Annotated in this window: 22 protein-coding genes and 4 pseudogenes; 16 read left to right on the top strand and 10 right to left on the bottom strand. The window is 72.0% G+C overall.

Going from position 1 to position 26,273, the window contains the following annotated elements; translation table 11 throughout:
• Positions 1-59 precede the first annotated feature (59 nt).
• A pseudogene (locus B9S57_RS31525) lies at positions 60-941 on the bottom strand (DNA-directed RNA polymerase sigma-70 factor); the annotation flags it as partial.
• A gap of 167 nt (positions 942-1,108) precedes the next feature.
• On the opposite strand from B9S57_RS31525, the gene B9S57_RS31520 reads away from it, so the two are divergent.
• Positions 1,109-2,845, top strand: coding sequence for a DUF6350 family protein (locus B9S57_RS31520; RefSeq protein ID WP_103760575.1), 1,737 nt, complete (start codon positions 1,109-1,111; stop codon positions 2,843-2,845).
• Between the two features lie 43 nt (positions 2,846-2,888).
• On the opposite strand, the gene B9S57_RS31515 is transcribed toward B9S57_RS31520, so the two are convergent.
• Positions 2,889-3,845, bottom strand: a complete 957-nt coding sequence (locus B9S57_RS31515) for a hypothetical protein (protein ID WP_103760574.1) — start codon at positions 3,843-3,845, stop codon at positions 2,889-2,891.
• 239 nt (positions 3,846-4,084) lie between these two features.
• Here B9S57_RS31515 and purN point away from each other — a divergent pair, with 239 nt between their 5' ends.
• The 3 genes from purN (at position 4,085) to B9S57_RS31500 (ending at position 7,916) form a co-directional block, all read left to right on the top strand.
• On the top strand, positions 4,085-4,741 hold the full coding sequence (purN, locus tag B9S57_RS31510; RefSeq protein WP_103760573.1) for a phosphoribosylglycinamide formyltransferase: 657 nt from the start codon (positions 4,085-4,087) through the stop codon (positions 4,739-4,741).
• Positions 4,728-6,281, top strand: a complete 1,554-nt coding sequence (gene purH, locus B9S57_RS31505) for a bifunctional phosphoribosylaminoimidazolecarboxamide formyltransferase/IMP cyclohydrolase (RefSeq protein ID WP_103760572.1) — start codon at positions 4,728-4,730, stop codon at positions 6,279-6,281. The genes purN and purH overlap by 14 nt, the downstream gene beginning before the upstream one ends.
• A gap of 174 nt (positions 6,282-6,455) precedes the next feature.
• The gene (locus tag B9S57_RS31500) at positions 6,456-7,916 is read left to right on the top strand and encodes a DUF2079 domain-containing protein (protein WP_374935997.1); all 1,461 of its coding nucleotides are present in this window, start codon (positions 6,456-6,458) and stop codon (positions 7,914-7,916) included.
• A gap of 79 nt (positions 7,917-7,995) precedes the next feature.
• On the opposite strand, the gene B9S57_RS31495 is transcribed toward B9S57_RS31500, so the two are convergent.
• Positions 7,996-8,601 (bottom strand): hypothetical protein, encoded by a 606-nt coding sequence (locus B9S57_RS31495; protein ID WP_103760571.1) that lies wholly within the window; start codon positions 8,599-8,601, stop codon positions 7,996-7,998.
• A 235-nt stretch (positions 8,602-8,836) separates the two neighbouring features.
• Between B9S57_RS31495 and B9S57_RS31490 the strand changes: the two genes are divergently transcribed.
• The 4 genes from B9S57_RS31490 to B9S57_RS31475 all read left to right on the top strand — a co-directional run bounded on the left by B9S57_RS31490 (position 8,837) and on the right by B9S57_RS31475 (position 13,000).
• The gene (locus B9S57_RS31490; RefSeq protein WP_103760570.1) at positions 8,837-9,715 is read left to right on the top strand and encodes a bifunctional methylenetetrahydrofolate dehydrogenase/methenyltetrahydrofolate cyclohydrolase; all 879 of its coding nucleotides are present in this window, start codon (positions 8,837-8,839) and stop codon (positions 9,713-9,715) included.
• Positions 9,716-9,734: 19 nt separating this feature from the next.
• Positions 9,735-10,322, top strand: a complete 588-nt coding sequence (locus B9S57_RS31485) for a DUF3017 domain-containing protein (RefSeq protein WP_103760569.1) — start codon at positions 9,735-9,737, stop codon at positions 10,320-10,322.
• Between the two features lie 441 nt (positions 10,323-10,763).
• Complete coding sequence (locus B9S57_RS31480; RefSeq protein WP_103760568.1) at positions 10,764-11,834, top strand: XRE family transcriptional regulator; 1,071 nt, start codon at positions 10,764-10,766, stop codon at positions 11,832-11,834.
• A 176-nt stretch (positions 11,835-12,010) separates the two neighbouring features.
• On the top strand, positions 12,011-13,000 hold the full coding sequence (locus B9S57_RS31475; RefSeq protein ID WP_103760567.1) for a malate dehydrogenase: 990 nt from the start codon (positions 12,011-12,013) through the stop codon (positions 12,998-13,000).
• Between the two features lie 249 nt (positions 13,001-13,249).
• Here the strand turns inward: B9S57_RS31475 and B9S57_RS31470 are convergent.
• Together B9S57_RS31470 and B9S57_RS31465 are read right to left on the bottom strand one after the other, a co-directional pair.
• Positions 13,250-13,456: pseudogene (locus tag B9S57_RS31470) on the bottom strand (isocitrate lyase/phosphoenolpyruvate mutase family protein); the annotation flags it as partial.
• A 170-nt stretch (positions 13,457-13,626) separates the two neighbouring features.
• Positions 13,627-14,136: a carboxymuconolactone decarboxylase family protein gene (locus B9S57_RS31465; RefSeq protein ID WP_103760566.1), complete on the bottom strand. Its 510-nt coding sequence runs from the start codon at positions 14,134-14,136 to the stop codon at positions 13,627-13,629.
• A gap of 47 nt (positions 14,137-14,183) precedes the next feature.
• On the opposite strand from B9S57_RS31465, the gene B9S57_RS31460 reads away from it, so the two are divergent.
• From B9S57_RS31460 to B9S57_RS31450, 3 genes are all read left to right on the top strand, one after another.
• Positions 14,184-15,584: a PLP-dependent aminotransferase family protein gene (locus tag B9S57_RS31460; RefSeq protein WP_103760565.1), complete on the top strand. Its 1,401-nt coding sequence runs from the start codon at positions 14,184-14,186 to the stop codon at positions 15,582-15,584.
• A gap of 130 nt (positions 15,585-15,714) precedes the next feature.
• Positions 15,715-15,996: a hypothetical protein gene (locus B9S57_RS31455; RefSeq protein ID WP_103760564.1), complete on the top strand. Its 282-nt coding sequence runs from the start codon at positions 15,715-15,717 to the stop codon at positions 15,994-15,996.
• Positions 15,997-16,003: 7 nt separating this feature from the next.
• Positions 16,004-17,191, top strand: a complete 1,188-nt coding sequence (locus B9S57_RS31450; RefSeq protein ID WP_103760563.1) for a glutathionylspermidine synthase family protein — start codon at positions 16,004-16,006, stop codon at positions 17,189-17,191.
• Between the two features lie 122 nt (positions 17,192-17,313).
• Here B9S57_RS31450 and rocD read toward each other — a convergent pair whose 3' ends face one another.
• Complete coding sequence (gene rocD, locus B9S57_RS31445; protein ID WP_103760562.1) at positions 17,314-18,519, bottom strand: ornithine--oxo-acid transaminase; 1,206 nt, start codon at positions 18,517-18,519, stop codon at positions 17,314-17,316.
• A 190-nt stretch (positions 18,520-18,709) separates the two neighbouring features.
• Positions 18,710-19,167: pseudogene (locus tag B9S57_RS36055) on the bottom strand (RNA polymerase sigma factor); the annotation flags it as partial.
• A 54-nt stretch (positions 19,168-19,221) separates the two neighbouring features.
• Here B9S57_RS36055 and trpS point away from each other — a divergent pair.
• Entirely contained in the window at positions 19,222-20,235 is a 1,014-nt protein-coding gene (gene trpS / locus B9S57_RS31435; RefSeq protein WP_103760561.1) for a tryptophan--tRNA ligase, read from the top strand.
• An 89-nt stretch (positions 20,236-20,324) separates the two neighbouring features.
• The gene (locus tag B9S57_RS31430; RefSeq protein ID WP_103760560.1) at positions 20,325-20,915 is read left to right on the top strand and encodes a 2'-5' RNA ligase family protein; all 591 of its coding nucleotides are present in this window, start codon (positions 20,325-20,327) and stop codon (positions 20,913-20,915) included.
• Between the two features lie 88 nt (positions 20,916-21,003).
• Here B9S57_RS31430 and B9S57_RS31425 read toward each other — a convergent pair whose 3' ends face one another.
• Together B9S57_RS31425 and B9S57_RS31420 are read right to left on the bottom strand one after the other, a co-directional pair.
• Positions 21,004-21,762, bottom strand: a complete 759-nt coding sequence (locus B9S57_RS31425) for a decaprenylphospho-beta-D-erythro-pentofuranosid-2-ulose 2-reductase (RefSeq protein WP_103760559.1) — start codon at positions 21,760-21,762, stop codon at positions 21,004-21,006.
• Between the two features lie 192 nt (positions 21,763-21,954).
• Positions 21,955-23,304 (bottom strand): FAD-binding oxidoreductase, encoded by a 1,350-nt coding sequence (locus B9S57_RS31420; RefSeq protein WP_103760558.1) that lies wholly within the window; start codon positions 23,302-23,304, stop codon positions 21,955-21,957.
• 128 nt (positions 23,305-23,432) lie between these two features.
• Here B9S57_RS31420 and B9S57_RS31415 point away from each other — a divergent pair, with 128 nt between their 5' ends.
• A complete protein-coding gene (locus tag B9S57_RS31415; protein ID WP_103760582.1) occupies positions 23,433-24,368 on the top strand; it encodes a YihY/virulence factor BrkB family protein in 936 nt (311 codons plus the stop codon).
• On the opposite strand, the gene B9S57_RS31410 is transcribed toward B9S57_RS31415, so the two are convergent.
• Positions 24,316-25,554 carry a D-alanyl-D-alanine carboxypeptidase family protein gene (locus B9S57_RS31410; protein WP_103760557.1) on the bottom strand — a complete coding sequence of 413 codons (1,239 nt, stop codon included), beginning with the start codon at positions 25,552-25,554 and terminating at the stop codon, positions 24,316-24,318. The two genes, B9S57_RS31415 and B9S57_RS31410, sit on opposite strands and share 53 nt — an antisense overlap.
• A gap of 121 nt (positions 25,555-25,675) precedes the next feature.
• On the opposite strand from B9S57_RS31410, the gene B9S57_RS36050 reads away from it, so the two are divergent.
• Together B9S57_RS36050 and B9S57_RS31400 are read left to right on the top strand one after the other, a co-directional pair.
• Positions 25,676-25,921: an SCO4848 family membrane protein gene (locus B9S57_RS36050; protein WP_103760556.1), complete on the top strand. Its 246-nt coding sequence runs from the start codon at positions 25,676-25,678 to the stop codon at positions 25,919-25,921.
• Between the two features lie 54 nt (positions 25,922-25,975).
• A pseudogene (locus B9S57_RS31400) lies at positions 25,976-26,273 on the top strand (metallophosphoesterase); the annotation flags it as partial.

The following is a 26,273-nucleotide window of genomic DNA, read 5'->3' as shown; positions in this document are numbered from 1 at the left end:
CCGCGTCACCGCGTCCGGGTGGGGTGCCTCCGGGAGTGCGCGCACCGGGGGAGCGTCGTTCAGGGGATGCGCGGCACCAGGCGCTCCGGACCGTGCGTGAGCTCGCCCCGCAGCGCCTTCTGCAGTTTCAGGTCCTGGGGCGTCAGCTTCTCCGGCCCGCCCAGTGGCGGGACGCCGCCGACCCGCTCGGCGGGTGCCAGCGGCTGCTCGTACTGGGTGGGTGCCGTGTGCAGGGTGAAGGCAGTCGAGCCGATGAGCAGCGCCCCGAAGCAGAGTGCGGCCCGGGTCCAGAGCTCCGCGACGCGCTCGCTGCCCGCGCGGACCGCCGGGGCCGGCGGAGGAGCCGGCACGTCCTCGGTGAGGGCGAGTGCGCTCAGGCGTTCGCGCAGCCGGGGTGACCCGCCGGCGGTGTCCGAGGGCTCGACCGGCTCGGCCAGCCGCTCGGCGACGGCAGCCCGCGCGTGCACCAGCCGGTTCGCCGCGGCGAGGGTGCTCGCCTCCGTCTCCGCGGCCGTCTCCGGCAGCCCCAGCCCCACAGCGTCGTGGAGCAGCAGCGTGCGACGGTACGAGGACGGCAGGCCCAGCAACGCGTCGAGCAGCGCGTGCCGCGCCGGGTCCTGGGGCGGCGCGTCGGCCCGGCGGTGGGTGCGGCGCAGCCGGTGCCACGGCGACATCGCGTACTCGTACGAGGCCGCCCGCACCCAGCCCGCCGGATCGCGGTCCCTGGCCACCTCGGGCCAGCGCTGCCAGGCGGTCCGGAAGGCGTGTTCGACGGCTTCCCCGGAGAGTCTCCGACGGCCGGTCAGCAGATACATCTGGCGCGTGAGTCCGGGAGCGGCGTAGTCGTACAGCCTGTCGAACGCCTGCTCGGCTGTGAGACCTTCCGGGGCGTCCGGCGCGAGGGCTTCCTGGTCCGGCGCGTCCGGGGCGGGGGCCGGGCCCGTGGTGCTCCGCGTCATGCCCGGCCTCCGTCCCCCGTGACACTGCACTGGGTGAAAAAGTACATAAACGTATATTGGGCGACACAGCGGCCATTCGCCCGTTACACGGAATAAGCGCGTGTCGTTGGCAGCATGGCCGCGTGACCCAAGTGACCGAGCGCAGCCCGATGTTGCCTGCCGAGCGGAGCAGAACCGCCGCAGTGGCCTCCGCCTTCGTGCGCGGGGTGTTCGCGGCGGGGCTCGGGCTCGGCTCGCTGGCCGTCCTCGTCATGGTGCTGTGGATCGGCTCCCCGTACCCGGACAGCGGGCCGGGGGGAGCCCTTCATGTGGCGACCGGGCTCTGGCTGCTCTCCCACGGAGCCGAACTCGTCAGGGCCGACACGGTGGGAGGGCATCCCGCGCCCGTGGCGACGGTCCCCCTGCTGCTCGGCGTGCTGCCGGTGTGGCTCGTGTACCGGGCCGCCCGGGAATCGGCGGAACCCGTCGGGAAGGCCGTCGGCAGCCATTCGGCGGTCGGGGCGTTCTGTGCGGTGAGCGCCGGCTATCTGCTGGTGGTGCTGGCCTCCGAGGCGTACGCGCGAGGCGGTGCGCTGCCCGCCGACCGGACCTCGATCGTCTTCCCTCTCGGTGCCGTGGTGATCGGTGCGGCCGCCGCCGGGGTGTGGGCGGGGCGCGGACGCCCGCTGACCTCCCTGCTGGTCTGGGCGCCGCTGAGGCTTCAGGAGGCGGCCGCCCGCTCCCGGTTCCGGTCCGGGGCCGCCGTGGCCCTGCGGTCCGCCGCCGCCGGTGTGCTCATGCTGCTCGGCGGCGGGGCCCTGCTCGTCGCGGTGTCCCTGGCGTGGCACTCGGGGGCGGCGAGGGAGTCGTTCCTCGGGCTGTCCGGTGACTGGGCGGGCCGGGTCTCCGTCCTCCTTCTGGCGACGGCGCTCGTGCCGAACGCGGCGATGTGGGGGGCCTCCTACGGTCTGGGGCCGGGCTTCGCCCTCGGCACCTCGTCCCTGGCCACCCCGTTCGCCCTCACCGGGCCTCCGGCACTGCCGGACTTCCCGCTGCTCGCCGCGGTGCCGTCCCACGGCCCGGGCACGGCGGCCAACTGGGCGGCGGTCGCGGTGCCGGTCGTGGCCGGCCTGGCCGTGGCCCGCTTCGTCGCGCGGGGTGCGGTGCCGGTGCCCGGGGCGCGCGAGGAGACGTGGGGGCAGGGGCGGACCGTAATGGTTGCGGGGCTGGCGGCCGTGGGCACCGGGGCGGGCGCGGCGGTGCTGGCGGCGGCGTCGGGCGGCCCGCTGGGCACCGGGGCGCTGGCGGAGTTCGGGCCCGTGTGGTGGCTGGTGGGCCCCGCCGCTCTCGCGTGGACGGCCGTGATCGGCGTACCGGCGGCGCTGCTGCTCAGGGCGTGGCGGCTGAGGGAGACCCGGTGGGGATGGCGGTGGGACGCGGCGAAGGGGGAGCAGGCGGCGACGGAGCCGGTGAAGGCGAAGCCGGAACAGCTTACGGAGAAGGAGCCGGGAGGAGGGGGCGGGGACCCGGATCCGTACGACTTCCTGTCGGCCGGGCCGTGGCACGAGGACGGGGCCAGGGAAGCGCGCTGGGCCGCGCTCAAGAAGAGCTCGGGCGGACTGATGGCGGACTTCCGGGCGGACGGGGAGCCGGCCCCGTCCCCGGCCCCGAAGCCGTCCCCGGCCCCGAAGCCGTCCCCGGCCCTGGAGCCGGACCCGAAGGCCGTACCCACGCCGGTACGGGCCGCCCCCGAGCCGACCGCAGAGCATCAGCCCGCGCCCGCTCCCGCAGCTGCTTCCGAGTCGGCACCCGCCGCCCCCGAGCCCACCCCCGCCCCCGATACGCCGAACGGCCGGGTCCCGGATGCCCAGGGGCACTCGGAACCCGGCCATGAGGCTGCGCCCTGAGAGCTGCTCCGCAGGAGCGAGCGCTGCCGGAACGCGGCGGGGGCTACTCCTTCACGCCGAAGAAGGGCTCCAGCGGGTCGGGAAGCTTGTCGTTGCAGGCGAGGGCGCCGGTCTTGGTCAGCGCGTCGTTCACGCAGGTGTAGTAGTCGCGGTAGACCAACTGCACCGTGTAACCCGTGGCCACGATCGCCAGCGCCAGCAGCGCCGTCACCAGCCCGCTGACCGCCGCCGTCGTCTGCTGACGGCTGCTGACGGCGGGTGCGGCCCCCGGCGGCGGAGGCGTGGTGGCCCGGTCCGGACCGGTCGCGCCGGACACCGCCGCCTGTCCCGGGTCGGCCGCCTGGTTCTTCCGCGGGCCGCCGCGGAGGGCGCTGATCGACCAGTACACGGCGAGGGCGCCGAGGAGCATCGCGATCTCGGGGAAGTCGAAGAGCGCGAAGAAGAACGCCCACATGCCGCCCAGCACCGCGTAGCGTGCGCGCCGCTGCGCGGGGTCGGTCGGGTCCCAGCGCAGCCCGCCGCGGTTGCCTTCGGGGCCGCCGCCCTGGCCGCTCGGTCCGCCGGTGCCGCCGGGACGGTCGCCGAAGCCGCCGCTCTGGCGGCCCGGCTGCTGGTCGCTCCACTGACTGCCCCAGACCGGGCGGTCGTCGCCGTTCCCCTCGCCGCCGTCACCGTTCCCGCCGTTGCCGTGGTTTCCCGGCGCGTGGGAGGGGTGGCGGGGCTGCCAGGGCTGGTCGGGCCGGTCCTCGGGCGGTGCCGCGAACGGGTTGTCGTCCGATGACCCGGACGAGGGCGACCCGGACGAGGGTGACCCCGAAGAGGACGACCCGGACGATGACCCCGGACCCCCGGAGGACCCCGGACCCCCGGAGGACCCCGGACCCGAAGGAGAGCCCGGACCCGACGAGGAGTCCGGCGATGAGGACTGGCGTTCCCGCATCAGCGTGGGGGCCTGCTCGGGCAGCAGGTGGCCAAAGGCGGTGCGGAGGCGGTCCGGCATGTGGTGAACGTCTTCCCCATCTCGTCATTTCCGCCCGGGGGCGGTTCCCTGTCCCCTGACGCTACCTCCCGGCTACGCCCCCGTCCCGTGGGGGCCGCCGGGTGTGCCGGTATCGTTGCTGACGGTCGGACCGTTCGTAGAGTTCCCCGTATCCCGGGACGAGCTTCTTTCGTACGACCATACAAACGCACCTCCTGCACATCGCGTACCTGCTGCACCACGCGAGAAAGGGCCCCCACGTGGCCTCCCCGCCCTCCTCCGCCGCTCCGGCCCGTGTGGTCGTGCTCGTCTCCGGCTCAGGCACCAATCTCCAGGCACTCCTCGACGCCATCGGTGACGACTCCGACGGCTACGGCGCCCGGATCGTCGCGGTCGGCGCGGACCGTTACGGCACCCTCGGCATCGAGCGGGCCGAGCGCGCAGGGCTTCCCACCTTCGTGTGCAAGCTCGGCGAGTACGCGAGCCGCGACGAGTGGGATGCCGCCCTGGCGGAAGCCGTGGCGGAACACCGCCCGGACCTCGTGGTGTCCGCGGGATTCATGAAGATCGTGGGCAAGGCGTTCCTGGCCGGGTTCGGCGGCCGCATCGTCAACACCCACCCCGCCCTGCTCCCCAGCTTTCCCGGTGCTCACGGTGTCCGCGACGCACTCGCGTACGGCGTGAAGGTCACCGGGTGCACCGTCCACTTCGTCGACGACGGCGTCGACACCGGTCCGATCATCGCGCAGGGCGTGGTCGAGGTGACCGAAGAGGAAACGGAGGAGGGCGAAGCAGCCCTCCACGAACGCATCAAGGAAGTCGAGCGCAAGCTGCTCGTCGAGGCCGTGGGGCGGCTCGCCCGTGACGGCTATCGCATTGAGGGACGAAAGGTTCATCTCGGTCATGTCGGTGAATAAGCCCATCCGCCGCGCCCTGGTCAGTGTCTACGACAAGACGGGGCTCGAAGACCTTGCCCGCGGTCTGCACGAGGCGGGTGTCGAGCTGGTGTCCACCGGCTCCACTGCCGGGAAGATCGCAGCCGCCGGTGTGCCGGTCACCAAGGTCGAGGAGCTCACCGGCTTCCCCGAGTGCCTCGACGGCCGCGTCAAGACGCTGCACCCCCGGGTCCACGCCGGTATCCTCGCCGACCTGCGCCTGGACGCCCACCGCGAGCAGCTCGCCGAGCTCGGCGTGGAGCCGTTCGACCTCGTGGTCGTCAACCTGTACCCGTTCAAGGCGACCGTTGCCTCCGGCGCCTCCGACGACGAGTGCGTGGAGCAGATCGACATCGGCGGTCCGTCGATGGTCCGCGCCGCAGCCAAGAACCACCCGTCCGTGGCGGTCGTCACCAGCCCGGAGCGTTACGCCGACGTCCTCGCCGCGGTCAAGGCGGGCGGCTTCGACCTGACCGCCCGCAAGCGGCTCGCCGCCGAGGCCTTCCAGCACACCGCCGCGTACGACGTGGCCGTGGCCGCCTGGTTCGCCGAGGGCTACGCGGCCGCCGACGACTCCGGCTTCCCGGACTTCACCGGTGCGACGTACGCGCGCAAGAACGTCCTGCGCTACGGCGAGAACCCGCACCAGCCCGCCGCGCTCTACACCTCCGGCGAGGGCGGCCTCGCCGAGGCCGAGCAGCTGCACGGCAAGGAGATGTCCTACAACAACTACACGGACACCGACGCCGCCCGCCGCGCCGCCTACGACCACGCCGAGCCGTGCGTCGCGATCATCAAGCACGCCAACCCGTGCGGCATCGCGATCGCCGACGACATCGCCGAGGCCCACCGCAACGCGCACGCCTGCGACCCGCTCTCCGCGTTCGGCGGCGTCATCGCCGTCAACCGTCCGGTGACGGTCGAGATGGCCGAGCAGGTCGCGGAGATCTTCACCGAGGTCATCGTCGCCCCGGCCTACGAGGACGGCGCCGTCGAGGTGCTGGCCCGCAAGAAGAACATCCGGGTGCTGCGCTGCCCCGACGCCCCCGCGTCGACGGTCGAGGTCAAGCCGATCGACGGCGGCGCGCTGCTCCAGGTCACCGACCGGCTCCAGGCCGAGGGCGACGACCCGGCCAACTGGACGCTCGCCACCGGCGAGGCCCTCTCCGCCGACGAGCTCAGGGAGCTCGAGTTCGCGTGGAAGGCCTGCCGGGCGGTCAAGTCCAACGCCATCCTGCTGGCCAAGGGCGGCGCCTCGGTCGGCGTGGGCATGGGCCAGGTCAACCGCGTGGACTCCGCGAAGCTCGCCGTCGAGCGGGCCGGCGAGGAGCGGGCCACGGGCGCGTACGCCGCGTCCGACGCCTTCTTCCCCTTCCCCGACGGTCTTGAGATCCTGACCGCCGCAGGCATCAAGGCCGTCGCCCAGCCGGGCGGATCCGTCCGTGACGAGCTGGTCGTCGAGGCCGCGAAGAAGGCGGGCGTGACCATGTACTTCACGGGCACGCGCCACTTCTTCCACTGACGCCGCCCGCAGTGACGGACCGCAGGCCGTACCCGTTCCGGGTGCGGCCTGCGGTGCGTCCCGGCGTACGGAGATCAGTCGCCCCTCTGTTCTAATGAATGGCTTGTCGGGCCGTGACGGGCGGGACCGGTGCGACCGGCAGAGACCAGTGGGGGATTCCGTTGCGGGGGCACCGTGCTTGACCTGAACGAGACCGAGACCGACGTGCCCGGGGAGCAGGCCGCCGAGCCGACCGAGGGCGTGCCGCACCGGGCACCCCTGCGCCCGTACCTGATCGCCGCCGTGGTCCTGTGCGCGCTCTACTTCCTCTACGGGTACCTGCGGTACAGCCACTTCCAGTCGCCCTCCTGGGACCTCGGCATCTTCGAGCAGGAGGTCCGGGCGTACGCAGGCTTCGACGCCCCGATCGTCGACATCAAGGGACCTGGCTACCTGATACTCGGCGACCACTTCAGCCCGGTGGTCGCCCTCCTCGTCCCGCTCTACTGGATCTGGCCGTCCGCCGTCGCCCTGCTGTTCGCGCAGGCCGCTCTCTTCGCCGCCTCGGCGGTCATCGTCGGGCGTACCGTCCAGCAGATGCTGGGAGGCCGCTCCGGCCTCTGCGTCACCGTCGCCTACGGTCTTTCCTGGGGGCTTCAGGAGGCGGTGAAGGCCGACTTCCACGAGATCGCCCTCGCCGTCCCGCTGGTGGCACTGGTCTGCCGGGCCCTGCTCATGGAACGCTGGCGTGCCGTCGTCCTGTGGTCGCTCCCGCTGGTCCTGGTCAAGGAGGACCTCGGGGTCACCGTCGCCGTCGTCGGAGGGCTCCTCGCCCTGTACGGGCGACGGCTCCAGGGCTTCCTGCTGGCCGCTTTCGGCGTCTTCGCGTTCGCGCTGACCGTGCTCGTGCTCATACCCGCGGCCAGCAGCGCGGGGAGCTACGACTACTGGAAGAAGATCGAGGAGAACGGCGGGCAGGAGGTCTCCCCGCTCGACTCCGTCCTCGGCGTGTTCAACTCCTCCGTCAAGCTGGAGATGCTGGTCTTCCTGGTCGGCATCACCGCCTTCATGGCGCTGCGCTCACCCCTGATCCTGCTCGTGCTGCCCACGCTCGGATGGCGGCTGCTCTCCCAGGACTCCAACCACTGGGGCATGGTCTGGCACTACAGCGCGATCCTCATGCCGGTCGTCTTCCTGGCCATGGCCGACGGGATCCGCCGCAGCCAGGGTTCGAAACGGCCCTGGCTCGTCTCCTACGCGAACGTCGCCGTCCCGATGGCCGCGGCGATCGCCGTGGCCCTCACCCAGCACCTCCCGCTCCGCGACCTGCTGCGCCCCGAGACGTACCGTTCCGACGCGCGTACCCACGCGGCCGAGGAGGCGCTGGACGCCGTCCCCGTGGGCGCGCGGGTGGAGACGGACATCACGCTGATGGCGCACCTGACCGGGGACCGCACGGTCTACTGGGTCGGCGGCGCCCCCGGCACGGCCCCGGACGTGGTCGCCATCAACCTGGACTTCGGCTGGTCGCGGCCGATCGACGACCCCGTGAAGTACGCCGAGCAACTGCATCCCGAAGCGAAGTACCGGATCACCCGCGAGGCCGGCTCCTTCGTCGTCATGGAGCGGACCACGCCGGTGCCCGGAAAGGGCTGAAGGCCGCACACCCGCGGGTGAGCGGGTGCTGCGGCCTTCGAGCGCACCCCGCGTCCGGGGGTGACTGTGGCACGCTGCGTCAGTGGCGCGGACGCTGGAACCACTGGGCGCCGTCCTGCTTGGCGCAGAACACGATGATCATGATGCCCAGCGCGATGCTGATGAGGGCGAAGACGTTCGCCGTCAGCAGGCTGATGACGCTGAAGAGCGTGACGAGCGAGCCGTACACGATCGCCGAAATGCGGATGCCGTTGGCGCCGGAGGAGAACTTGGCGGCGGTCAGGATCGCCCAGAGCGCGATCCCGAGGGTCAGGATGCCGGCGACGACGAAGATGCCCATGCTGATGTCGGCCGCGTCCTGGGTGCTGGACGAGCCGTAGGACGACTCGGCGTCGGACAGCTGGTCGCTCAGCCAGGCGCCCCCGACGACCATCACGATGGCGCCGATGACCTGGAGACCGCCGAGGACGTAGAGCATGATGCGGGCGGCCTTGACTCCGCCCGGCATGGTCCCCGGTCCGCCCGGATAGCCGTAACCGCCCTGGACCGGCGGGGCCTGCGGGTAGCCGTAGCCCTGCTGGGGGACGCCCTCGGGGGCCTGCTGGGGGTAGCCGTAGCCCGGCTGGCCGCCCTGCTGCTGGCCCTGCTGCTGGCCGTAGGGGTTGTTGGGGTCGCCGAAGCTCATGGCGAGGTTCCTCCGTTGTGGAAATGCGGGGACGACGCGGCCCGGGCGGAGGAATCGTGTGCAAATCAGAACGGCGGTCCCCCCGACACTGTCCGCGTGATGCGGGCCTTATCGTCGTCGTGACATCGGCTTTTTGTCCAGCTGATTGCCGAATGCGTTGTGCAAGTGCAATCTCGCGTCCACGTGGCAAGCCAGAATTGGTATGCGGGCGGGGTCATCCGCGAGGATGGGTGCCATGACTGCCCAGATTCTCGATGGCAAGGCCACCGCAGCTGCGATCAAGTCCGATCTGACCGTCCGCGTGGCGGCCCTGAAGGCACAGGGCATCACCCCCGGCCTGGGGACCCTGCTCGTCGGTGACGACCCGGGCAGCCGCTGGTACGTGAACGGCAAGCACCGCGACTGCGCCCAGGTCGGCATGGGCTCCATCCAGCGCGAACTCCCCGACACCGCCACCCAGGAGGAGATCGAGGAGGTCGTACGGGAGCTCAACGCCAACCCGGAGTGCACGGGGTACATCGTGCAGCTCCCCCTCCCCAAGGGGATCGACACCAACCGCATCCTGGAGCTGATGGACCCGGCGAAGGACGCGGACGGCCTGCACCCCATGAGCCTGGGCAAGCTCGTGCTGAACGAGACGGGCCCGCTCCCCTGCACCCCGCAGGGCGTCGTCACCCTGCTCCGCCGCCACGGCGTGGAGATCAACGGCGCCCACGTGGTCGTGGTCGGCCGGGGCGTCACCATCGGCCGCCCCCTCCCGCTGCTGCTGACGCGCAGGTCCGAGAACGCCACCGTCACCCAGTGCCACACCGGCACCCGTGACCTCTCGGCGCACCTCAGGCAGGCCGACATCATCGTCGCGGCCGCCGGTGTGCCCCACCTGATCAAGCCCGAGGACGTCAAGCCGGGCGCGGCTGTCCTGGACGTCGGTGTCAGCCGCGACGAGAACGGCAAGATCGTCGGCGACGTCCACCCCGGTGTCGCCGAGGTGGCCGCCTGGGTCGCCCCGAATCCGGGCGGCGTCGGCCCCATGACCCGGGCCCAGCTGCTCGTCAACGTGGTCGAGGCGGCCGAACGCGCCGCCGCCGAGGCCTCCGCCGTATCCGCCGGCTGACCTGAACCGGAGGAGCGTCATGGGTGCTGGGACGAGTCCGGCGGACGGTACGCACGCGGACGGGCCGGCCGCGGGGACGAGCGGGACCGAGGAGGCCGTGGTGCCCGGGAGCGCCCGGGTGTCCGAGGGGTCCGGTGCCGAGAGCGGGCCCGGGGAGCCCGCCGGTGCGGACGGTGCGTCGGGGGAGGCCGGGGGCAGCGGTTCGACCTGGGCGCCCTCGCGCCGCTTCTCGCTGACCCGTGACACGGCGCGGCCCGAGGGCGGCGGCCGCGCGGCGCCGGGGGACGCCCCCGCCCCCGCCCGTCAGTGGCCCTTGCTCACGGTGCTCTGCACCGCCGGGATCGGGCTGCTGATCGTGGGGACCAACGCCTTCGACCAGGCGTTCAGGGTCGGCGCGATGCTGATGGGTATCGCCCTGCTCGCCGGTGCGGTGCTGCGCTGGGTGGTCCCCTCCGTCGGCATGCTGGCCGTGCGGTCGCGGTTCACCGATCTCGTCACGTACGGCCTGATGGGGACGCTGATCGTGCTGCTGGCACTGATGGCGCAGCCCGCGCCGTGGCTGCAGGTGCCGATCCTGCAGGACGTCGTCCACTTCACGATCCGCTAGGCCGCGCGTCCGAAGGGTGTCCGTCCCCTCCCCCGAGAAGGGACGGACACCGGACGGGGCGCGACAGGGCGCCGGCGCGAGAAACGCCGGAATGCGGCGACTTGGGCGTCCTTGCCCCGTCCTGGATCAAGCGTCATGGACATGAGGTATCTCGTTCAAGGGGTGCCTGGTGCCTGTGGCACGGAAGTGACCATTCCGCCATCGTGTGATCGTTGGGCAACGGCGGCAAGCGGGACCGGTACGTCCTACGGCGCACTACGGAGCGTGCGCTCATACCGAAGCACCCGTGCGCCTCTCCGTCCGCAACTGGCAACCTGGATCCGTGCATCCTTCTGGGTAGTTCGGAGGGCGGGACCGACCGTTCCGACAGCAGGGGAAGGGCCGGCGCCGGGGAACGGGGGCGCGCCGGGAGCACTCGGGGGACTCGACTGGGGGGAATCAATGCCTCGCTGGAAGGCGCTACCGGAAGAACTCGATCCGCAGGTGCGGGAGTTCGCGGGACAGCTGCGCGGACTGGTGGACCGCAGCGGTCTGAGTCCGGCGGCGGTCGCCGACCGCACCGGTTACAGCAAGACGTCGTGGGAGCGCTACCTCAACGGCAGGCTGCTCGCCCCCAGGGGGGCGATCGTGGCGCTGGCCGAGGCGACGGGCACTCCGCAGCACCATCTGTCGACCATGTGGGAGCTGGCCGAGCGTGCCTGGAGCCGCTCCGAGATGCGCCACGACATGACGATGGAGGCCATCAGGATCTCCCAGGCTCGTGCGGCACTCGGTGAGGCCGGCGTCCCCGCCGCCCCCGTGGCGGGGAGGCACGCGGGCGGCGGCGCGAGCGTCTCCACCGTCGAGGCTCCGGGGGGAGAGGCCCCCGACACCGGACGACGGCCCTCCGTGCCCGTCCGGCGAGGCACGGTTCCGCGGATCCCGCAGCAGCCCGGGCCGGCGTCCGCGTCGGACTCCGGCGGAAGCGGAACGCCTGGAAGCGGAACGCCCACGGGCGGGGCTCCCGGGGAGGGCAGCGGCCGTCGCCGGCTCACTCTGTTCCTCGCGGGGACCGTGGGCGCGCTCCTGCTGACAGCCGGGGCGGTCCTGATCGTCGATCCGGGCGGGGACGACGGCGCCGGCGCAGTGGCGGCGGCCCCGTCCGCGGGTCCCGCCTCCCGTGCGTCCCGGCTGCCCGCCGGGGTCGGGTGCAGCGGCGCCGACTGCACCGGGCAGGACCCGGAAGCCATGGGCTGCGGCGGCCGGTTCGCCGACACGGTGGCCAGGGCGACCGTCGGCGGAGGGCTCGTCGAGGTCCGCTGGAGCAAGACCTGCGGGGCCACGTGGGCCCGCCTCACCCAGGCGTCCCCGGGTGACACCGTCCGGATCACTTCGGGCTCGTCCGGGCAGGACGGTGCCGTGGATGCCGACGCCGAGGCGTACACCCCCATGGTCGCCGTGGAGAAGGCATCCGACGCCAAGGCTTGCGCGACCCTCGCCTCCGGGGCGACCGGCTGCACCACGCCGGAGTGACGCGGGGGACCGGCTGCGCTGCGTGACCGGCTGTGTGCGGTCCCACAGGGGGGCGGGCGCCCCGGGCGGCGAGGGTCGGATAGCCTGACCGCTGGATATCTCTTCACGTCAAGATTCAGAGGTATCCAGCACCAGGGGCAGGGACCCCCACCGCCAGCTGTCTAACGGAGATCGCCATGACCCGCACTCCCGTGAATGTCACCGTGACCGGCGCAGCCGGCCAGATCGGCTACGCGCTGCTCTTCCGCATCGCCTCCGGCCACCTGCTCGGCCCGGACGTGCCGGTCAACCTGCGACTCCTCGAGATCCCGCAGGGCCTGAAGGCCGCCGAGGGCACCGCCATGGAGCTCGACGACTGCGCCTTCCCGCTGCTGCGCGACATCGAGATCACCGACGACGCCAACGTCGGCTTCGCCGGCGCCAACGTCGCCCTCCTGGTCGGCGCCCGCCCGCGCACCAAGGGCATGGAGCGCGGCGACCTGCTGTCCGCCAACGGCGGCATCTTCAAGCCGCAGGGCAAGGCCATCAACGACAACGCCGCGGACGACATCAAGGTGCTCGTCGTCGGCAACCCGGCCAACACCAACGCCCTCATCGCCCAGGCCGCGGCCCCGGACGTACCGGCCGAGCGCTTCACCGCGATGACCCGCCTCGACCACAACCGCGCGATCTCGCAGCTGGCCGCCAGGACCGGTGCCGCCGTCTCCGACATCAAGCGGCTGACGATCTGGGGCAACCACTCGGCGACCCAGTACCCGGACATCTTCCACGCGGAGATCGCCGGCAAGAACGCCGCCGAGGTCGTCAACGACGAGGCGTGGCTGGCCGACACCTTCATCCCGACCGTGGCCAAGCGCGGCGCCGCGATCATCGAGGCCCGTGGCGCGTCCTCGGCCGCCTCGGCCGCCAACGCCGCCATCGACCACGTCCACACCTGGGTCAACGGCACCGCCGAGGGCAACTGGACCTCGATGGGTATCCCGTCGGACGGCTCCTACGGCGTTCCCGAGGGCATCATCTCCTCCTTCCCGGTCACCACGAAGGACGGCTCGTACGAGATCGTCCAGGGCCTGGACATCAACGAGTTCTCCCGCGCGCGCATCGACGCGTCGGTGAAGGAGCTCACCGAGGAGCGCGACGCGGTTCGCGAGCTCGGCCTGATCTGACCGGAGTCCGGCCACCGGCCGGAACCGGAGCCGTACGAGGGCGCCCCCCGTCAGCACCTGCTGCGGGGGGCGCCCTCGTGTGCCTGCTCGGCGACCGGATGGGTGCGCCCGGGACGCGTGCGTGCTCCGCCGGACCGGACGCGTGCTCGGCCGACCGGACGCGTGTGCTCAGCGACCGAGCAGCCGGTCCCCGAGGCCGCGTACGGCGTCCGTGGCTCCGCGCTGCAGCTGGGGACCGAAGGTGATCCGTGCCGCGAACATCTCGGCGGCGGGCGTACGTCCGTCGTCGTAGCCCAGGGAGGCGGCGACGGACGCGCTCGGCGTCGCCAGGGCGGGGAAGCCCGCGTCCTCGAACACGCGGGCGCTCGCGGCGTCCCACGGCCCGGGCAGGACGAGGGGATCGCCCGGCGGGCGGCCGTGGTGCAGGGCGCGGAAGGCGGACGCGAGCTCGGTCATCGGGGCTCCGGGGGGAAAGAGGCACGGTACGCAGGGGCCGGGGCGGCCCGGTGCGGTGCGGCGCCGGCCGAGAGGGGCATGGGGCGCGGCACGGCGAAGCGCGGCCAAGGTATGGCCCCGCCCCGCGCCCGGCACCGCGTGCTGGTCGCCCCGGGCCCGGCGGCCCGGCCTCAGTGCTTGATGTCGCCCGGGGTGTAGTGCCCCGGGGTCAGCCGGGCGGTCACGCCGAACCGGTTCCAGGCGTTGATCACCGTGATCGCGGCGATCAGCTGGGCGAGCTCGGACTCCTCGAAGTGCCTGGCGGCCTTCGCGTAGACCTCGTCGGGCACGAATCCCTCGGTGAGGACCGTCACCGCCTCCGTCAGCTCGATCGCGGCCAGCTCCTTCGCCGTGTAGAAGTGCTGCGACTCCTCCCAGGCGCTGAGCTGGATGATCCGCTCGACGGACTCGCCCGCGGCGAGGGCGTCCTTCGTGTGCATGTCCAGGCAGAAGGCGCAGTGGTTGACCTGCGAGGCGCGGATCTTCACCAGTTCGAGCAGCGTCGGGTCGAGTCCCTTACGCGACGCGGCGTCCAGCCGGACCATGGCCTTGTAGACGTCGGGCGCGAGCTGGGCCCACTGGAGACGGGCGGGGTGCTCAGGGGCGTTGGCGGTGGGCGTGTGATGCGTGTGCGTGGTCATGGATGCGACGCTACCGGGCGGGTGGCACACTGGTATGGTCCATTTCCATGACAGATTCCTGGGCCGCTTTCGGTGCCGACCTGCACATCGAGCCGGTCGGCTCGGGCCTCCGCAGCGGGCTGATGAACGCGCTGCGGGAGGCCGTACGCACCGGACGGCTGACGCCGGGCACCCGGCTGCCCTCCTCACGGACCCTTGCCGTCGACCTCGGGATCGCCCGCAACACCGTCGCCGACGCCTACGCCGAGCTGGTGGCCGAGGGGTGGCTCACGGCACGGCAGGGCTCGGGGACCACGGTCGCGCGGCGGGCCACCGCGCCCGGGCCCGCGGACCGGGGCGCCAGGGCCCGGCCTGTCCGGCGGCGCCCCACGCACAGTCTGATGCCGGGGTCGCCCGACCTCTCGGCCTTCCCCCGTGGGGAGTGGCTCAAGGCCGCCAGGCGCGCACTCACGGTGGCTCCCGACGCGGCCTTCGGCTACGACGACCCGCGGGGGCGCGTCGAGCTGCGGACCGCGCTGGCGGACTATCTGGCTCGGGCACGCGGGGTGTACGCGGACCCGGACCGCATCGTGATCTGCTCCGGCTTCGTCCACGGGCTCACCCTCATGGGGAAGGTGCTGCGGCGCCACGGGGTGCGGGAGACGGCCGTCGAGTCGTGCGGGCTGGACATCCACTGGAACCTCCTGGCCGATGCGGGTCTGCGCACCCCGTGCATCCCGGTGGACGCGCTCGGTGCCGGAACCGGGGAGCTGGGGATGTCACCGGGTGTGGGGGCGGTGCTGCTGACCCCCGCCCACCAGTTCCCGACGGGAGTCCCGCTCCACCCGGACCGCCGGGCCGAGGCGGTGGACTGGGCGCGTTCCTCGGGCGGGCTGATCCTGGAGGACGACTACGACGGCGAATTCCGCTACGACCGCCAGCCGGTGGGCGCGCTGCAGGGGCTGGATCCGGAGCGGGTCGTCTACATGGGGACGGCCAGCAAGTCGCTGGCGCCCGGGCTGCGGCTGGCCTGGATGGTGCTGCCGGAGCGGCTGGTGGAGGAGGTCTGCGAAGCGAAGGGCGGCTTCGACTGGATGTCCGGTGCGCCGGACCAGCTGACCCTCGCGGAGTTCATCACGTCCGGGGGGTACGACCGGCATGTGCGGGCCATGCGGCTGCGCTACCGACGTCGTCGGGACCAGCTCGTCGAGGCGCTTGCCGAGCGGGCACCGGACTTCCGGGTGAGCGGCATCGCGGCGGGACTGCACGCCGTGCTCGAACTGCCCGAGGGGACGGAGCAGTCGGTCGTGCAGGCGGCCACTTGGCAGGGGCTCGCGCTGGAGAAGCTCTCCCGCTTCCGGCACCAGGACGCGGAACCGGGCCGCGACGGGCTGGTCATCGGCTACGGCACCCCGTCGGAGAGCGGATGGGCAGGGGCGCTGGACGCGCTCTGCCGGGTGCTCCCGTAGGCACGGATGCCGGGGTGCGCCGGGAGAGGGAGCGGCACCGGGTTTCGGCCGAAGGCGTCATGCATCTAATCTGACTGGCAGTTCGCGGGTGGGTGGACACCGGTACGTGGGTACGACGGGGGAACAGCAGATGGACAAGCACAGGCGCAGGCTGCGGTCGGGCACCGTCGTGCTCGGGGGCATGGGAGTACTCGCGGCGACGCTCACCGCGTGCAGTTCGGAACCGGACCAGCGGTGCGTCGATCCGGTGACCCAGGAGATCCTGCCGGACTACGAATGCGACGACAGCAGCGGCAGCGGTACCTACTACTACGGCGGAAGCAGCCACAACAACCGGGTCTCCGGCGGCAGTTTCAACAAGTCCGCGGTCGAACGCCATGGATTCGGCTCCTCCGGCTCCAGCGGCGGCTGAGACCCGCATGGAACGCCACACCACGGAACCGCGCCCCGGCTGGCAGGAGACCGTCGAGGAGCAGGGGCTGATCTACCCCCTGACCCGCTTTCCCGACGGATCCCTGCGACCGTACTGGGACGAGAGCGCCTACTACGTCTTCTCCCTGCCCGAGGTCGAGGCGCTGGAAGAGGTCGTGGAGGAGCTCCACACGATGTGCCTGGCCGCCGCCGCGCACATCGTCGAGCACGACCGCTTCGCGGACCTCGGCGTCACCGACCCCCGGCTGGCGCGCCTGATCGCCGAGTCCTGGCGACGCCGCGCGGAACTTCCTTCCCTGTACGGCAGGTTCGACCTGCGGTACGACGGGGCCGGCCCGGCGAAGATGCTGGAGTACAACGCGGACACCCCCACCTCGCTCGTGGAGGCGGCCGGCCCCCAGTGGTTCTGGATGGAGGACCGCTTCCCCGGGGCGGACCAGTGGAACTCACTGCACGAGCGTCTCGTCGACGCGTGGAAACGGCAGGCCCCGCTGCTGCCCCCCGGACCCCTGCACTTCGCCCACTCCGACGGCGACGAGCTGGGCGAGGACCTGATGACGGTGGCCTACCTCCGGGAGACCGCAGCGCAGGCGGGGATCGACACGGAGGCGCTCTCCGTCGAACGGATCGGCTGGGACCGGTTGTCCGGCCGCTTCGTCGACGAGCGGCTCCGCTTCATCCGCAGCTGCTTCAAGCTGTACCCCTGGGAGTGGCTGGCCACGGACCGCTTCGGCCCGCATGTGCTGGACACCCTCGACAACGGCGGGGGCACCGGCAGCACGTGCTGGATCGAACCCGCCTGGAAGATGCTCCTCTCCAACAAGGCGCTGCTGGCCGTCCTCTGGGAGCTGTACCCGGGCCACCCCAACCTCCTCCCCTCCTATCTCGACGGCCCCCGCGAACTCGCCGGGCCGGGGGCCGCCGGCTACGTCGCCAAGCCGCTGCTCGGCCGTGAGGGCGCCGGAGTCACCGTCCACGAACCCGGCAGTGCTCCGGTGCTGCGCGACGAACCCTGCTGCTACCAGGAGCTCGCGCCCCTGCCCGACTTCGCGGGCAACCGCGTGGTGCTCGGTGCCTGGGTGGTGGAGGACGAGTCCGCCGGGCTCGGCATCCGGGAATCGGCGGGGCTGATCACGGACGAGTACGCCCGCTTCCTGCCCCACGTCATCCTCTGAACCGTCGACCGGCCACGGCCCCGGAGCGGCCCCGGTTGTCCCGCGGAGCGGGTGGTCCCGAGGGACCGGCTGTTCCGCAACGGCCGGGGCGGGACACTCCCCCCGGGGCGGAGGGTCCGGGTTCAGCCGGCCAGCACGCCGCGGAGCTGGTCCAGGCCCCAGTCCAGGTCCTCCTTGCTGATCACCAAGGGCGGGGCGATCCGGATGGTGGAGCCATGAGTGTCCTTGACCAGCACGCCACGCTCCATCAGCCTCTCCGAGATCTCCCGGCCGGTCCCGAGAGCGGGCGAGATGTCGATGCCTGCCCAGAGCCCCCGGCCCCGCACGGCCTCCACCGCACCGCCGCCGGTCAGCAGCCCCAGCTCGTGGTGGAGATGATCGCCCAGCCCGGCCGCGCGCTGCTGGAACTCACCGGTGCGGAGCATCGCGATCACCTCCAGGGCGACCGCGCAGGCCAGCGGATTCCCGCCGAACGTGGAGCCGTGCTCACCCGGCCTGTGGACGCCGAGGACCGCGGCGGAGGACACCACGGCGGAGACGGGCACGACGCCACCACCCAGGGCCTTGCCCAGCACGTACATGTCGGGCACGACCCCCTCGTGCTCGCACGCGAAGGTCCGTCCGGTGCGGCCCAGACCCGACTGGATCTCGTCCGCCACGAAGAGCACGTTCCGCTCCCGGGTCATCTCCCGCACCCCGGCGAGATAACCCGGCGGCGGGACCAGCACCCCGGCCTCGCCCTGGATCGGCTCCATCAGCACCGCGACCGTGTTCTCCGTCATCGCCTCGGCGAGCGCTGTGAGATCGCCGTACGGCACGATCTCGAACCCCGGTGTGTACGGGCCGAAGTCGGCCCGCGCCTCGGCGTCCGTGGAGAAACTCACGATCGTGGTCGTCCTGCCGTGGAAATTGTCCGCGGCCACGATGATCTTCGCCATCCCGTCCGGGACGCCCTTGACGCGGTAGCCCCACTTGCGGGCCGTCTTCACCGCCGTCTCCACCGCCTCCGCCCCGGTGTTCATGGGGAGGACCATCTCCATGCCGCAGAGCTCGGCGAGCTGCGCACAGAACGCGGCGAACCGGTCGTGGTGGAAGGCGCGCGAGGTCAGCGTCACGCGTTCGAGCTGGGCCTTGGCCGCGTCGATCAGGCGCCGGTTGCCGTGTCCGAAGTTGAGCGCCGAATAGCCGGCGAGCATGTCGAGGTATCGGCGCCCCTCGACATCGGTCATCCAGGCGCCGTCGGCCGTGGCGACGACGACCGGCAGCGGGTGGTAGTTGTGCGCGCTGTGCGCCTCGGCGGAGGCGATGGCGGTTTCCGTGGTCGACACGGGATCTCCGTTCGTCGTGCGGCGTGGGCGCGGGTGGTGCCCACTTTGTATCGTCGGTCGGATTCAGGACCTGGAAACCTTCGGCGCGCGGCGCGCCTCGCCACGCCCCTCTCCGGCCCTCGCCACGGCGTTTCGCCCGCCGCCCGGCTTCGTCAGCTCCGCCCACAGCCGCGCCCGCCGTCCCTCCTCAGGCCGCCACGGCCGGGTCCGACGCATCGGGTATCACCGGATCCGCCCTCCGGTAGCAGGCCTCGCGTCCGGTCACGGCCCGTGCCCGCCCCGCCGAGCGGACCGTGTTTCTCGTCTCATTCATCACGCTGCGCAGCAGCCACGGCCGGAAGGGGGCACCGTCCCGGAAGCGGCCCAGCGCCTGATACGCCTTGAAAAGGTGGCCTGCACCACGTCCTGCGCGTCGGCGCCCGCTCCGGAGGCGACCGCGGCCCGCAGCGCGACCCCCGTACGAGCCCGCACCAGCTGCGCGTATGCCTCAGCGTCCCCGCCACGCACGCGAGTGATCACCGCGGCCTCGCCGCCGCCGTCGCCCGCGGACGGCCCTCCGGCACGCCCGGCGACACCGCCCCCGCCCCCGTCGTCGACGGTGCGGCCCTCCTGCGGGCCCGGCTGCAGAGCCCCTTCCCGCGCCCTCACATCATTCCTACACCGGTTGCCGGAGATCGGTTCCGCACCTGAGACAATGAGTTCATGGCCTCTGATCGACCCCGTGTGCTTTCCGGAATCCAGCCCACCGCAGGCTCGTTCCACCTCGGCAACTATCTCGGTGCCGTCCGCCAGTGGGTGGCGCTGCAGGAGTCCCACGACGCCTTCTACATGGTCGTGGACCTGCACGCGATCACCGTCCCGCAGGATCCGAAGGAACTCCGGGCGAACACCAGGCTCGCCGCCGCCCAGTTGCTGGCGGCCGGGCTCGATCCGGAGCGCTGCACCCTCTTCGTGCAGAGCCACGTGCCCGAGCACGCCCAGCTCGGCTGGATCATGAACTGCCTCACCGGCTTCGGCGAGGCGTCGCGCATGACGCAGTTCAAGGACAAGTCCGCCAAGCAGGGCGCCGACCGGGCGACCGTGGGCCTCTTCACCTACCCGGTCCTCCAGGTCGCCGACATCCTCCTGTACCAGGCCAACCAGGTCCCGGTCGGTGAGGACCAGCGCCAGCACATCGAGCTCACCCGGGACCTTGCCGAGCGCTTCAACGGCCGCTTCGGCGAGACGTTCACCATCCCGGCGCCGTACATCCTCAAGGAGACGGCGAAGATCTACGACCTCCAGGACCCGGCGGTCAAGATGAGCAAGTCGGCCTCCACGCCGAAGGGCCTGATCAACCTCCTGGACGACCCGAAGGCCACCGCCAAGAAGGTCAGGAGCGCGGTGACGGACACGGACACCGTGATCCGCTTCGACGCGGAGAAGAAGCCCGGCGTCAGCAATCTCCTGGGCATCTACTCCACTCTCACCGGCACCACCGTCGCGGACCTTGAACAGAAGTACGAGGGCAAGGGTTACGGTGCGCTCAAGACCGACCTCGCCGAGGTCATGGTGGAGTTCGTCACCCCGTTCCGGACCCGTACGCAGGAGTATCTGGACGACCCGGAGACCCTGGACGCCTTGCTGGCCAAGGGAGCCGAGAAGGCCAGGACCGTCGCCGCCGAGACGCTGGCGCAGACCTACGACCGGATGGGCCTTCTGCCCGCGAAGCACTGAGGCCAAGGACTCTGGCGAGACCGGGGCCGAAGGGGCCACACTGGCGTCGGCACGACCGAAGAAGACCTTCGACGGATGAGGAGAACGATGTGGGGACCGTAACGCTTGGCGTTTCGATCGCGGTCCCGGAGCCGTACGGCAGCCTGCTCCAGGAGCGGCGCGCGAGCTTCGGGGACCCTGCCGCGTACGGCATCCCCACCCACGTCACCCTTCTCCCGCCGACCGAGGCCGAGGCGTCCGGCCTGCCGGCGATCGAGACCCACCTCGCGCAGATCGCCACGGCCGGGCGCGCCTTCCCGATGCGCCTGTCCGGCACGGGCACCTTCCGGCCGCTCTCGCCGGTCGTCTACGTGCAGGTGGTCGAGGGCGCCTCGGCCTGCTCCTGGCTCCAGAAGCGGATCAGGGAGGCTTCCGGGCCCCTCGTGCGCGAGCTCCAGTTCCCGTACCACCCGCACGTGACCGTGGCGCACGGCATCGCGGAAGAGGCGATGGACCGCGCGTACGAGGAGCTCTCCTCGTACGAGGCGGCCTGGACCTGCGGTTCCTTCGCGCTGTACGAGCAGGGCCCGGACGCCGTCTGGCGCAAGATCAACGAGTTCCCGTTCGGTGGAGGCGGGGGCGCGCCCGCCGTGCCCGCCCAGGGCGGCAGCTCCATGGGCCAGCCGTCCCTGCGCCCCTGAACCCACTGCCGGCCTGATTCCGGGTGGCTCCCGCCTCCGGCAGCCGATCGAGGCCTACCGCACGCCCGCCCCAGCAGCCGGACGATGCCTACCGCACGGGCAGCCGACGGAACAGTGGGCGCGGGACGTGCCGCAGGGCCGACATCACCACCCTCAGGGCCCCGGGCACCCAGACCGTCTCCGAGCGCCGCCTCAGCCCCGTCACGATGGCGTCCGCGACCGCGCCCGGTGTCGTGGACAGCGGTGTCTCCTCGCGGCCGGCCGTCATACGCGACCGCACGAAGCCGGGGCGTACGACCATCACGTGCACCCCGGTCCCGTGCAGCGCGTCGCCGAGCCCCTGTGCGAAGACGTCCAGACCCGCCTTGCTGGAGCCGTAGATGAAGTCGGCGCGCCGCGCGCGTTCACCGGCCACGGAGGAGAGCACCACCAGCGACCCGTGGCCCTGCGCCTGGAGTGCGCCCGCGCACACCAGGCCGGCGGAGACCGCCCCGGTGTAGTTGGTCTGCGCGACGCGCACGGCGGAGAGCGGCTCCTCCTCGTCGCGTGCCTGGTCGCCCAGGACTCCGAAGGCCATCAGCACCATGTCGATGTCGCCCTCGGTGAAGACCTTGCCGAGCACCTCCTCGTGGGACGCGGAGTCGAGCGCGTCGAAGTCGACGGTGCGGACGTCGGCGCCCAGCTCGCGGAGTTCGGCGGCGGCCCGCTCCAGGGCGGGCGAGGGCCGTCCCGCCAGCCGGACGGTCCGCGTGCGGCGGGCGATCAGCCGCCGTGCGGTGGCCAGACCGATCTCCGAGGTGCCGCCGAGGACGAGCAGGGACTGCGGGGCACCGAAGGCGTCCTTCACGGGATAACTCCTAGCGGGAGGGAGGAGAGCGCGGGAGGGAGGAGAGCGCTGTCGAGTGGACGGAGAGCGGTCGAGGGGGCAGGACGGTGGCGGGGAAACGGGCCCGTGCCCCCGGACAGGCGCCGTGGGACGGGCGAGTCGGACGCGCCGCGTCGGCGGGACGGGGCCATGCCCGCGGCCCCGCGGGGCGGGTCAGAGTGCGAGCCGCCGGGACAGGTCGGAGCGGAAGGCCCCGGTCGGGTCCAGCTCCTCGCGCAGGGCCCGGAACGAGGGGAGCCGCGGATACATCGCGGCCAGCAGGCTCGGCCGCATCCGCCCGTCCTTGGCCAGGCAGACCCGGCCGCCCGCCGCCGCGACCTCCTCGTCGAGCCCGTCCAGGAGACGCCCCAGGCCGGGCAGGGCGACGGGCAGCCCGAAGGAGAGGGTCCAGCCCGGCGCGGGGAACGACAGCCAGCCGGGGCCGCCCTCGCCGAACCGCTTGAGCACGGCGTGGAAGGCGGGGCACCGGCGCAGCGTGACCTGCCGGACGATGCGGTGCAGGGCCTCTTCCTGGCCGCGCCCGACGGTGAACTGGTACTGCACGGATCCGGACCTGCCGGGGACGCCGCTCCACCGGGGGGCGGCGTCCATGGGATGGAAGAAGGCGGAGATCCCCTGCAGCTCCCCGGTCCGCGAGACGGGGGAGCCGCGGTGACGCAGCTGGTTCAGGAGCGCCGCCGGGGTCCTGCCGAGCAGCACCTCGGGGATGAGGGCGGGTACGGCGGGCAGCCGCCCCGGGCGGAAGGCCAGCGCTGTGCGCCGGGCGCGCGCCGGGAGCGCGTCGAGAGGTGCGTGCTCCCCGCGGGTGACAATTGCGCGTCCCGTCGACCGGCCGCATGCCAGGAGGTCGATCCAGGCCGCGGCGTACGGGGTGCGGTCGCCGCAGGCGGCGAGCCGGGCCAGCGCCTCGTCCAGATCGGCCGCCCGTGCGGTGTCGACGGACATCAGGGAGGTGGCGACGGGGCGCAGCCCCAGGGTGGCGGAGAGGATGATGCCGGTCAGCCCCAGGCCGCCGGCGGTCGCGCCGAACAGATCGGTGCCCGGGAGCACCGTGCGCACCTCCCCGTCGGCGGTCAGCAGCTCGAGGGCGCGGACGTGCCGGGTGAAGGAACCAGCGGTCCGGTGGTTCCTGCCGTGCACGTCGGAGCCGATCGCTCCGCCCACGGTGACCTGGCGGGTCGCCGGAGTGACCGGGAGGAACCAGCCGAGCGGGAGCAGGGTCTCCATCAGGCGGTGCAGGCTCACCCCGGCGTCGCAGACGACCGTCCCCGCGACGGCGTCGATCGCGCGGATCCTGTCCAGCGCGGTCATGTCGACCACGGATCCGCCCGCGTTCTGCGCGGCGTCCCCGTGTGCGCGGCCGAGCCCCCGGGCGACGACCCCGCGGGGCCCGCGGCCCCGCACCGCGACCGCGGCGTCTTCGTACGTCCGGGGGCGGAACCGCAGCGCGGTCGTCGGGGCGGTGCGGCCCCAGCCGGTCAAGGACACCGTGTCGACAGACATGGTGGTGACCGTATCGCCCGGGAAAACCCTTTTGAGGGATTTGTTACAGCACTCACCGAAATGGGTGATTGGAGGTTCGGCAGGCCCCGGACATCGGTTTTCTGCGCCCGGACGGGTACGCGTACGTCATGGACTGGCTGAAGAATCTTCCCGGCATCGGGCCGCTCGTCGCACGGCTGATGGAGACACACGCCTGGCGCTCCTACGAGACGCTGGACCGGGTCCACTGGACGAGGCTGGCCGCCGCGATCACGTTCCTCAGCTTCCTCGCGCTCTTCCCGCTCATCGCGGTCGGTGCCGCGATCGGTGCCGCACTGCTCTCCACCAAGCAGCTCGACACGATCGAGGAGAAGCTCGCCGATCAGGTTCCCGGCATCTCGGACCAGCTCGGGATCGACAACCTCGTGGCCCACGCGGGCACGGTGGGACTCGTCGCCGGTGTGCTTCTGCTCTTCACCGGCATCGGCTGGATCGGCTCGATGCGGGACTGTCTGCGTGCCGTGTGGGAGAAGGACGACGTGGACGAGGGCAATCCCGTCGTCCGCAAGCTCAAGGACGCGGGCCTGCTCCTCGGCCTCGGCGGCGCGGCGCTGGTGACGATCGCCGTGTCCACGATCGCCTCCACGGCCATCGGCTGGACGGTGGACCGCCTGGGGATCCCGGAGAACGGCGTGGGCGGGGTGCTGCTCCAGGTGGCCGCCGTGGTCGGGGCGGTCTTCGCCGACTTCCTGATCCTGCTCTACCTGCTGACCCTGCTGCCCGGGGTGGAGCCGCCGCGCCGCCGCCTGATCGTGGCCGGCATGGTCGGCGCGGTCGGCTTCGAGCTCCTGAAGCTGCTGCTCGGCAGCTACATGCGGGATGTCGCCTCGAAGAGCATGTACGGCGCCTTCGGCGTGCCGATCGCGCTCCTCCTGTGGATCAACTTCAGCGCGAAGCTGCTGCTCGTCTGTGCCGCCTGGACGGCGACACCGAGCAAGGACGAGAAGCCGGTGAAGACGGAGGGCGCGGACGTCAGCGACGAGGAAGGCGACGCACCAGGTCCGGCAGCGGCCAGCGCCGGTTGACCAGGAAGACCCCGCCGGCCAGGAGCACCAGCAGCCCGCCGGCGACCGACAGAGCGGTCCAGGCGCCGCTGGAGCCCGCGGGGGCGGCGGCGGCCGCCGCCGGGGGCTTCTTCTCGGCCTTGTCCGCCCCTGCCGCGGGTTCGGAATCCTTGGTGGGGACGGCGGACTTCGGCGGCACCAGCTCGCCCACCGGGGTCACCTTGCCCTCGGCCGCGAAGCCCCAGTCGAGCAGGTGGGCGGCCTCCTTGTAGACCGCGTGGCTCTCGTCGGACGAGGGGTTCATGACCGTCACCAGGAGCACCTTCCCGTCGCGTTCGGCGATCCCCGTGAAGGTGTTGCCCGCGTGGGTGGTGTAGCCGTTCTTGATGCCCGCGATGCCCTTGTACGGGTCCACCCCGATGTCACCGGTGATCAGCCGGTTGGTGTTCTGGATCTCGAAGGACTCGCGCTTGCCCTTCTTCTCCCCGCCGGGGAACTCCGCCGTCGCCGTCGCCGCGTACTCGCGGAAGTCCGCCTTCTGCATCCCGCTCCGGGCGAACAGCGTCAGGTCGTACGCGCTGGAGACCTGCCGCGGGGCGTCGTAGCCGTCGGGCGAGACGACCGTCGTGTCCAGGGCCTGGAGCTCTTCGGCGTGCCGCTGCATGGCGGCGACCGTCGCGGGGACGCCGCCGTACATCTCCGACAGCACGTGCACCGCGTCGTTGCCGGAGCGCAGGAACACGCCGAGCCAGAGGTCGTGGACCGTGTAGGAGTGGTCCTCCTTGACGCCCACCAGACTGCTTCCCTCGCCGATGCCGGCGAGTTCGTCCTCGGTGACCAGGTGGGTCAGCGTCTTCGGCTGCAGGGCGGGCAGGACCGTGTCGGCGAAGAGCATCTTCAGGGTGGACGCGGGCGGCAGCCGCCAGTGCGCGTTGTGCGACGCGAGCACCTGTCCGTCCTCGGCGTCGGCGACGATCCAGGACCGTGCGCTGAGTTCCTTGGGCAGGACCGGGGCACCTGGTCCCAGGTCGACCTGGGTCCCCACCTCGCCCAGCCGCTTGCCGCCCACGGTCGACATCTGACCGGTCGGCCTCGGCTGTTTGTCGTCGGTCTTGTCCTTGTCGGCCGCCCCTGCGGGACTGACGACAGATACGGACAACAATGCGGCAGAGAGGACCGTCATTACGGTCTTTTTCAGAGCAGGCACGGTCGGAAACGTACAGGGCGTTGCCGAGGATGGGGACCCGGATGAGCTGACCCGCCGAGCACACCGCCGGGACAGACCACCCCGGGCGCTCGGACGGGAAGGCGGCGGCGATACTGACTCCATGAAGCTCAGCCGCCCCGTCTCCTGGTTCCTGCTCGTTTTCGGAGCGTGGAGCTGGGTCATCTGGGTCACCTTTGTCAAGAATCTGTGGAAGGACGGCAGCGGGCTCGCGTTCGACGACGCGGGCGGCCCGACTGCGTACTTCTGGGTCCATCTCCTGCTCGCCGTCACCTCGTTTCTTCTGGGGACGGCTGTGGGGGTCATCGGGTTCCGTGGTGTCAGGGCTCTTCGTCACCACGGCAGATGACGCACCGGGCGCAGGCGGGCGTCCGGGCAAGATCGTTTCAGCGGGGGAGTGTACGTGATCGTGGTCTTCGTGCTTGTGGCGGTCGCGGTTCTCGCGCTGCTCGCGGGCGTGCACCGGTACGTGTGGCGCCGGCTGATCGGTGACACGACGGAGAAGGGCGGCCTCGCCCGCCGGGCGGGCACCGCCGCCGCCTTCGTGCTTCCGCTGCTGACCATCGGCGCCTTCGCCTCCAGCCGCTCGGGGCTGCCCTTCCCCGTGCAGCAGGTGCTCGCCTGGCCGGGGTATCTGTGGCTCGCCGCCCTGCTCTACCTGACGCTGGCCCTGCTGGTGGGGGAGGCCGTCCGGCCCCTGC

It is taken from the genome of Streptomyces sp. SM10 (genome assembly GCF_002910915.1).
GTDB lineage: Bacteria > Actinomycetota > Actinomycetes > Streptomycetales > Streptomycetaceae > Streptomyces.
Note: the sequence above shows the minus strand (reverse complement) of the source record. Positions and strands in the feature narration are given on the sequence as shown.

Excerpts from the sequence above, each read along its gene's own strand:
- B9S57_RS31520 (WP_103760575.1), top strand. The coding sequence starts at position 1,109 with ATGTTGCCTGCCGAGCGGAGCAGAACCGCCGCAGTGGCCTCCGCCTTC.
- B9S57_RS31515 (WP_103760574.1), bottom strand. The coding sequence starts at position 3,845 with ATGCCGGACCGCCTCCGCACCGCCTTTGGCCACCTGCTGCCCGAGCAG.
- purH (WP_103760572.1), top strand. The coding sequence starts at position 4,728 with ATGTCGGTGAATAAGCCCATCCGCCGCGCCCTGGTCAGTGTCTACGAC.
- B9S57_RS31495 (WP_103760571.1), bottom strand. The coding sequence starts at position 8,601 with ATGAGCTTCGGCGACCCCAACAACCCCTACGGCCAGCAGCAGGGCCAG.
- B9S57_RS31490 (WP_103760570.1), top strand. The coding sequence starts at position 8,837 with ATGACTGCCCAGATTCTCGATGGCAAGGCCACCGCAGCTGCGATCAAG.
- B9S57_RS31485 (WP_103760569.1), top strand. The coding sequence starts at position 9,735 with ATGGGTGCTGGGACGAGTCCGGCGGACGGTACGCACGCGGACGGGCCG.
- B9S57_RS31480 (WP_103760568.1), top strand. The coding sequence starts at position 10,764 with ATGCCTCGCTGGAAGGCGCTACCGGAAGAACTCGATCCGCAGGTGCGG.
- B9S57_RS31475 (WP_103760567.1), top strand. The coding sequence starts at position 12,011 with ATGACCCGCACTCCCGTGAATGTCACCGTGACCGGCGCAGCCGGCCAG.
- B9S57_RS31465 (WP_103760566.1), bottom strand. The coding sequence starts at position 14,136 with ATGACCACGCACACGCATCACACGCCCACCGCCAACGCCCCTGAGCAC.
- B9S57_RS31460 (WP_103760565.1), top strand. The coding sequence starts at position 14,184 with ATGACAGATTCCTGGGCCGCTTTCGGTGCCGACCTGCACATCGAGCCG.
- B9S57_RS31455 (WP_103760564.1), top strand. The coding sequence starts at position 15,715 with ATGGACAAGCACAGGCGCAGGCTGCGGTCGGGCACCGTCGTGCTCGGG.
- B9S57_RS31450 (WP_103760563.1), top strand. The coding sequence starts at position 16,004 with ATGGAACGCCACACCACGGAACCGCGCCCCGGCTGGCAGGAGACCGTC.
- trpS (WP_103760561.1), top strand. The coding sequence starts at position 19,222 with ATGGCCTCTGATCGACCCCGTGTGCTTTCCGGAATCCAGCCCACCGCA.
- B9S57_RS31420 (WP_103760558.1), bottom strand. The coding sequence starts at position 23,304 with ATGTCTGTCGACACGGTGTCCTTGACCGGCTGGGGCCGCACCGCCCCG.
- B9S57_RS31415 (WP_103760582.1), top strand. The coding sequence starts at position 23,433 with ATGGACTGGCTGAAGAATCTTCCCGGCATCGGGCCGCTCGTCGCACGG.
- B9S57_RS36050 (WP_103760556.1), top strand. The coding sequence starts at position 25,676 with ATGAAGCTCAGCCGCCCCGTCTCCTGGTTCCTGCTCGTTTTCGGAGCG.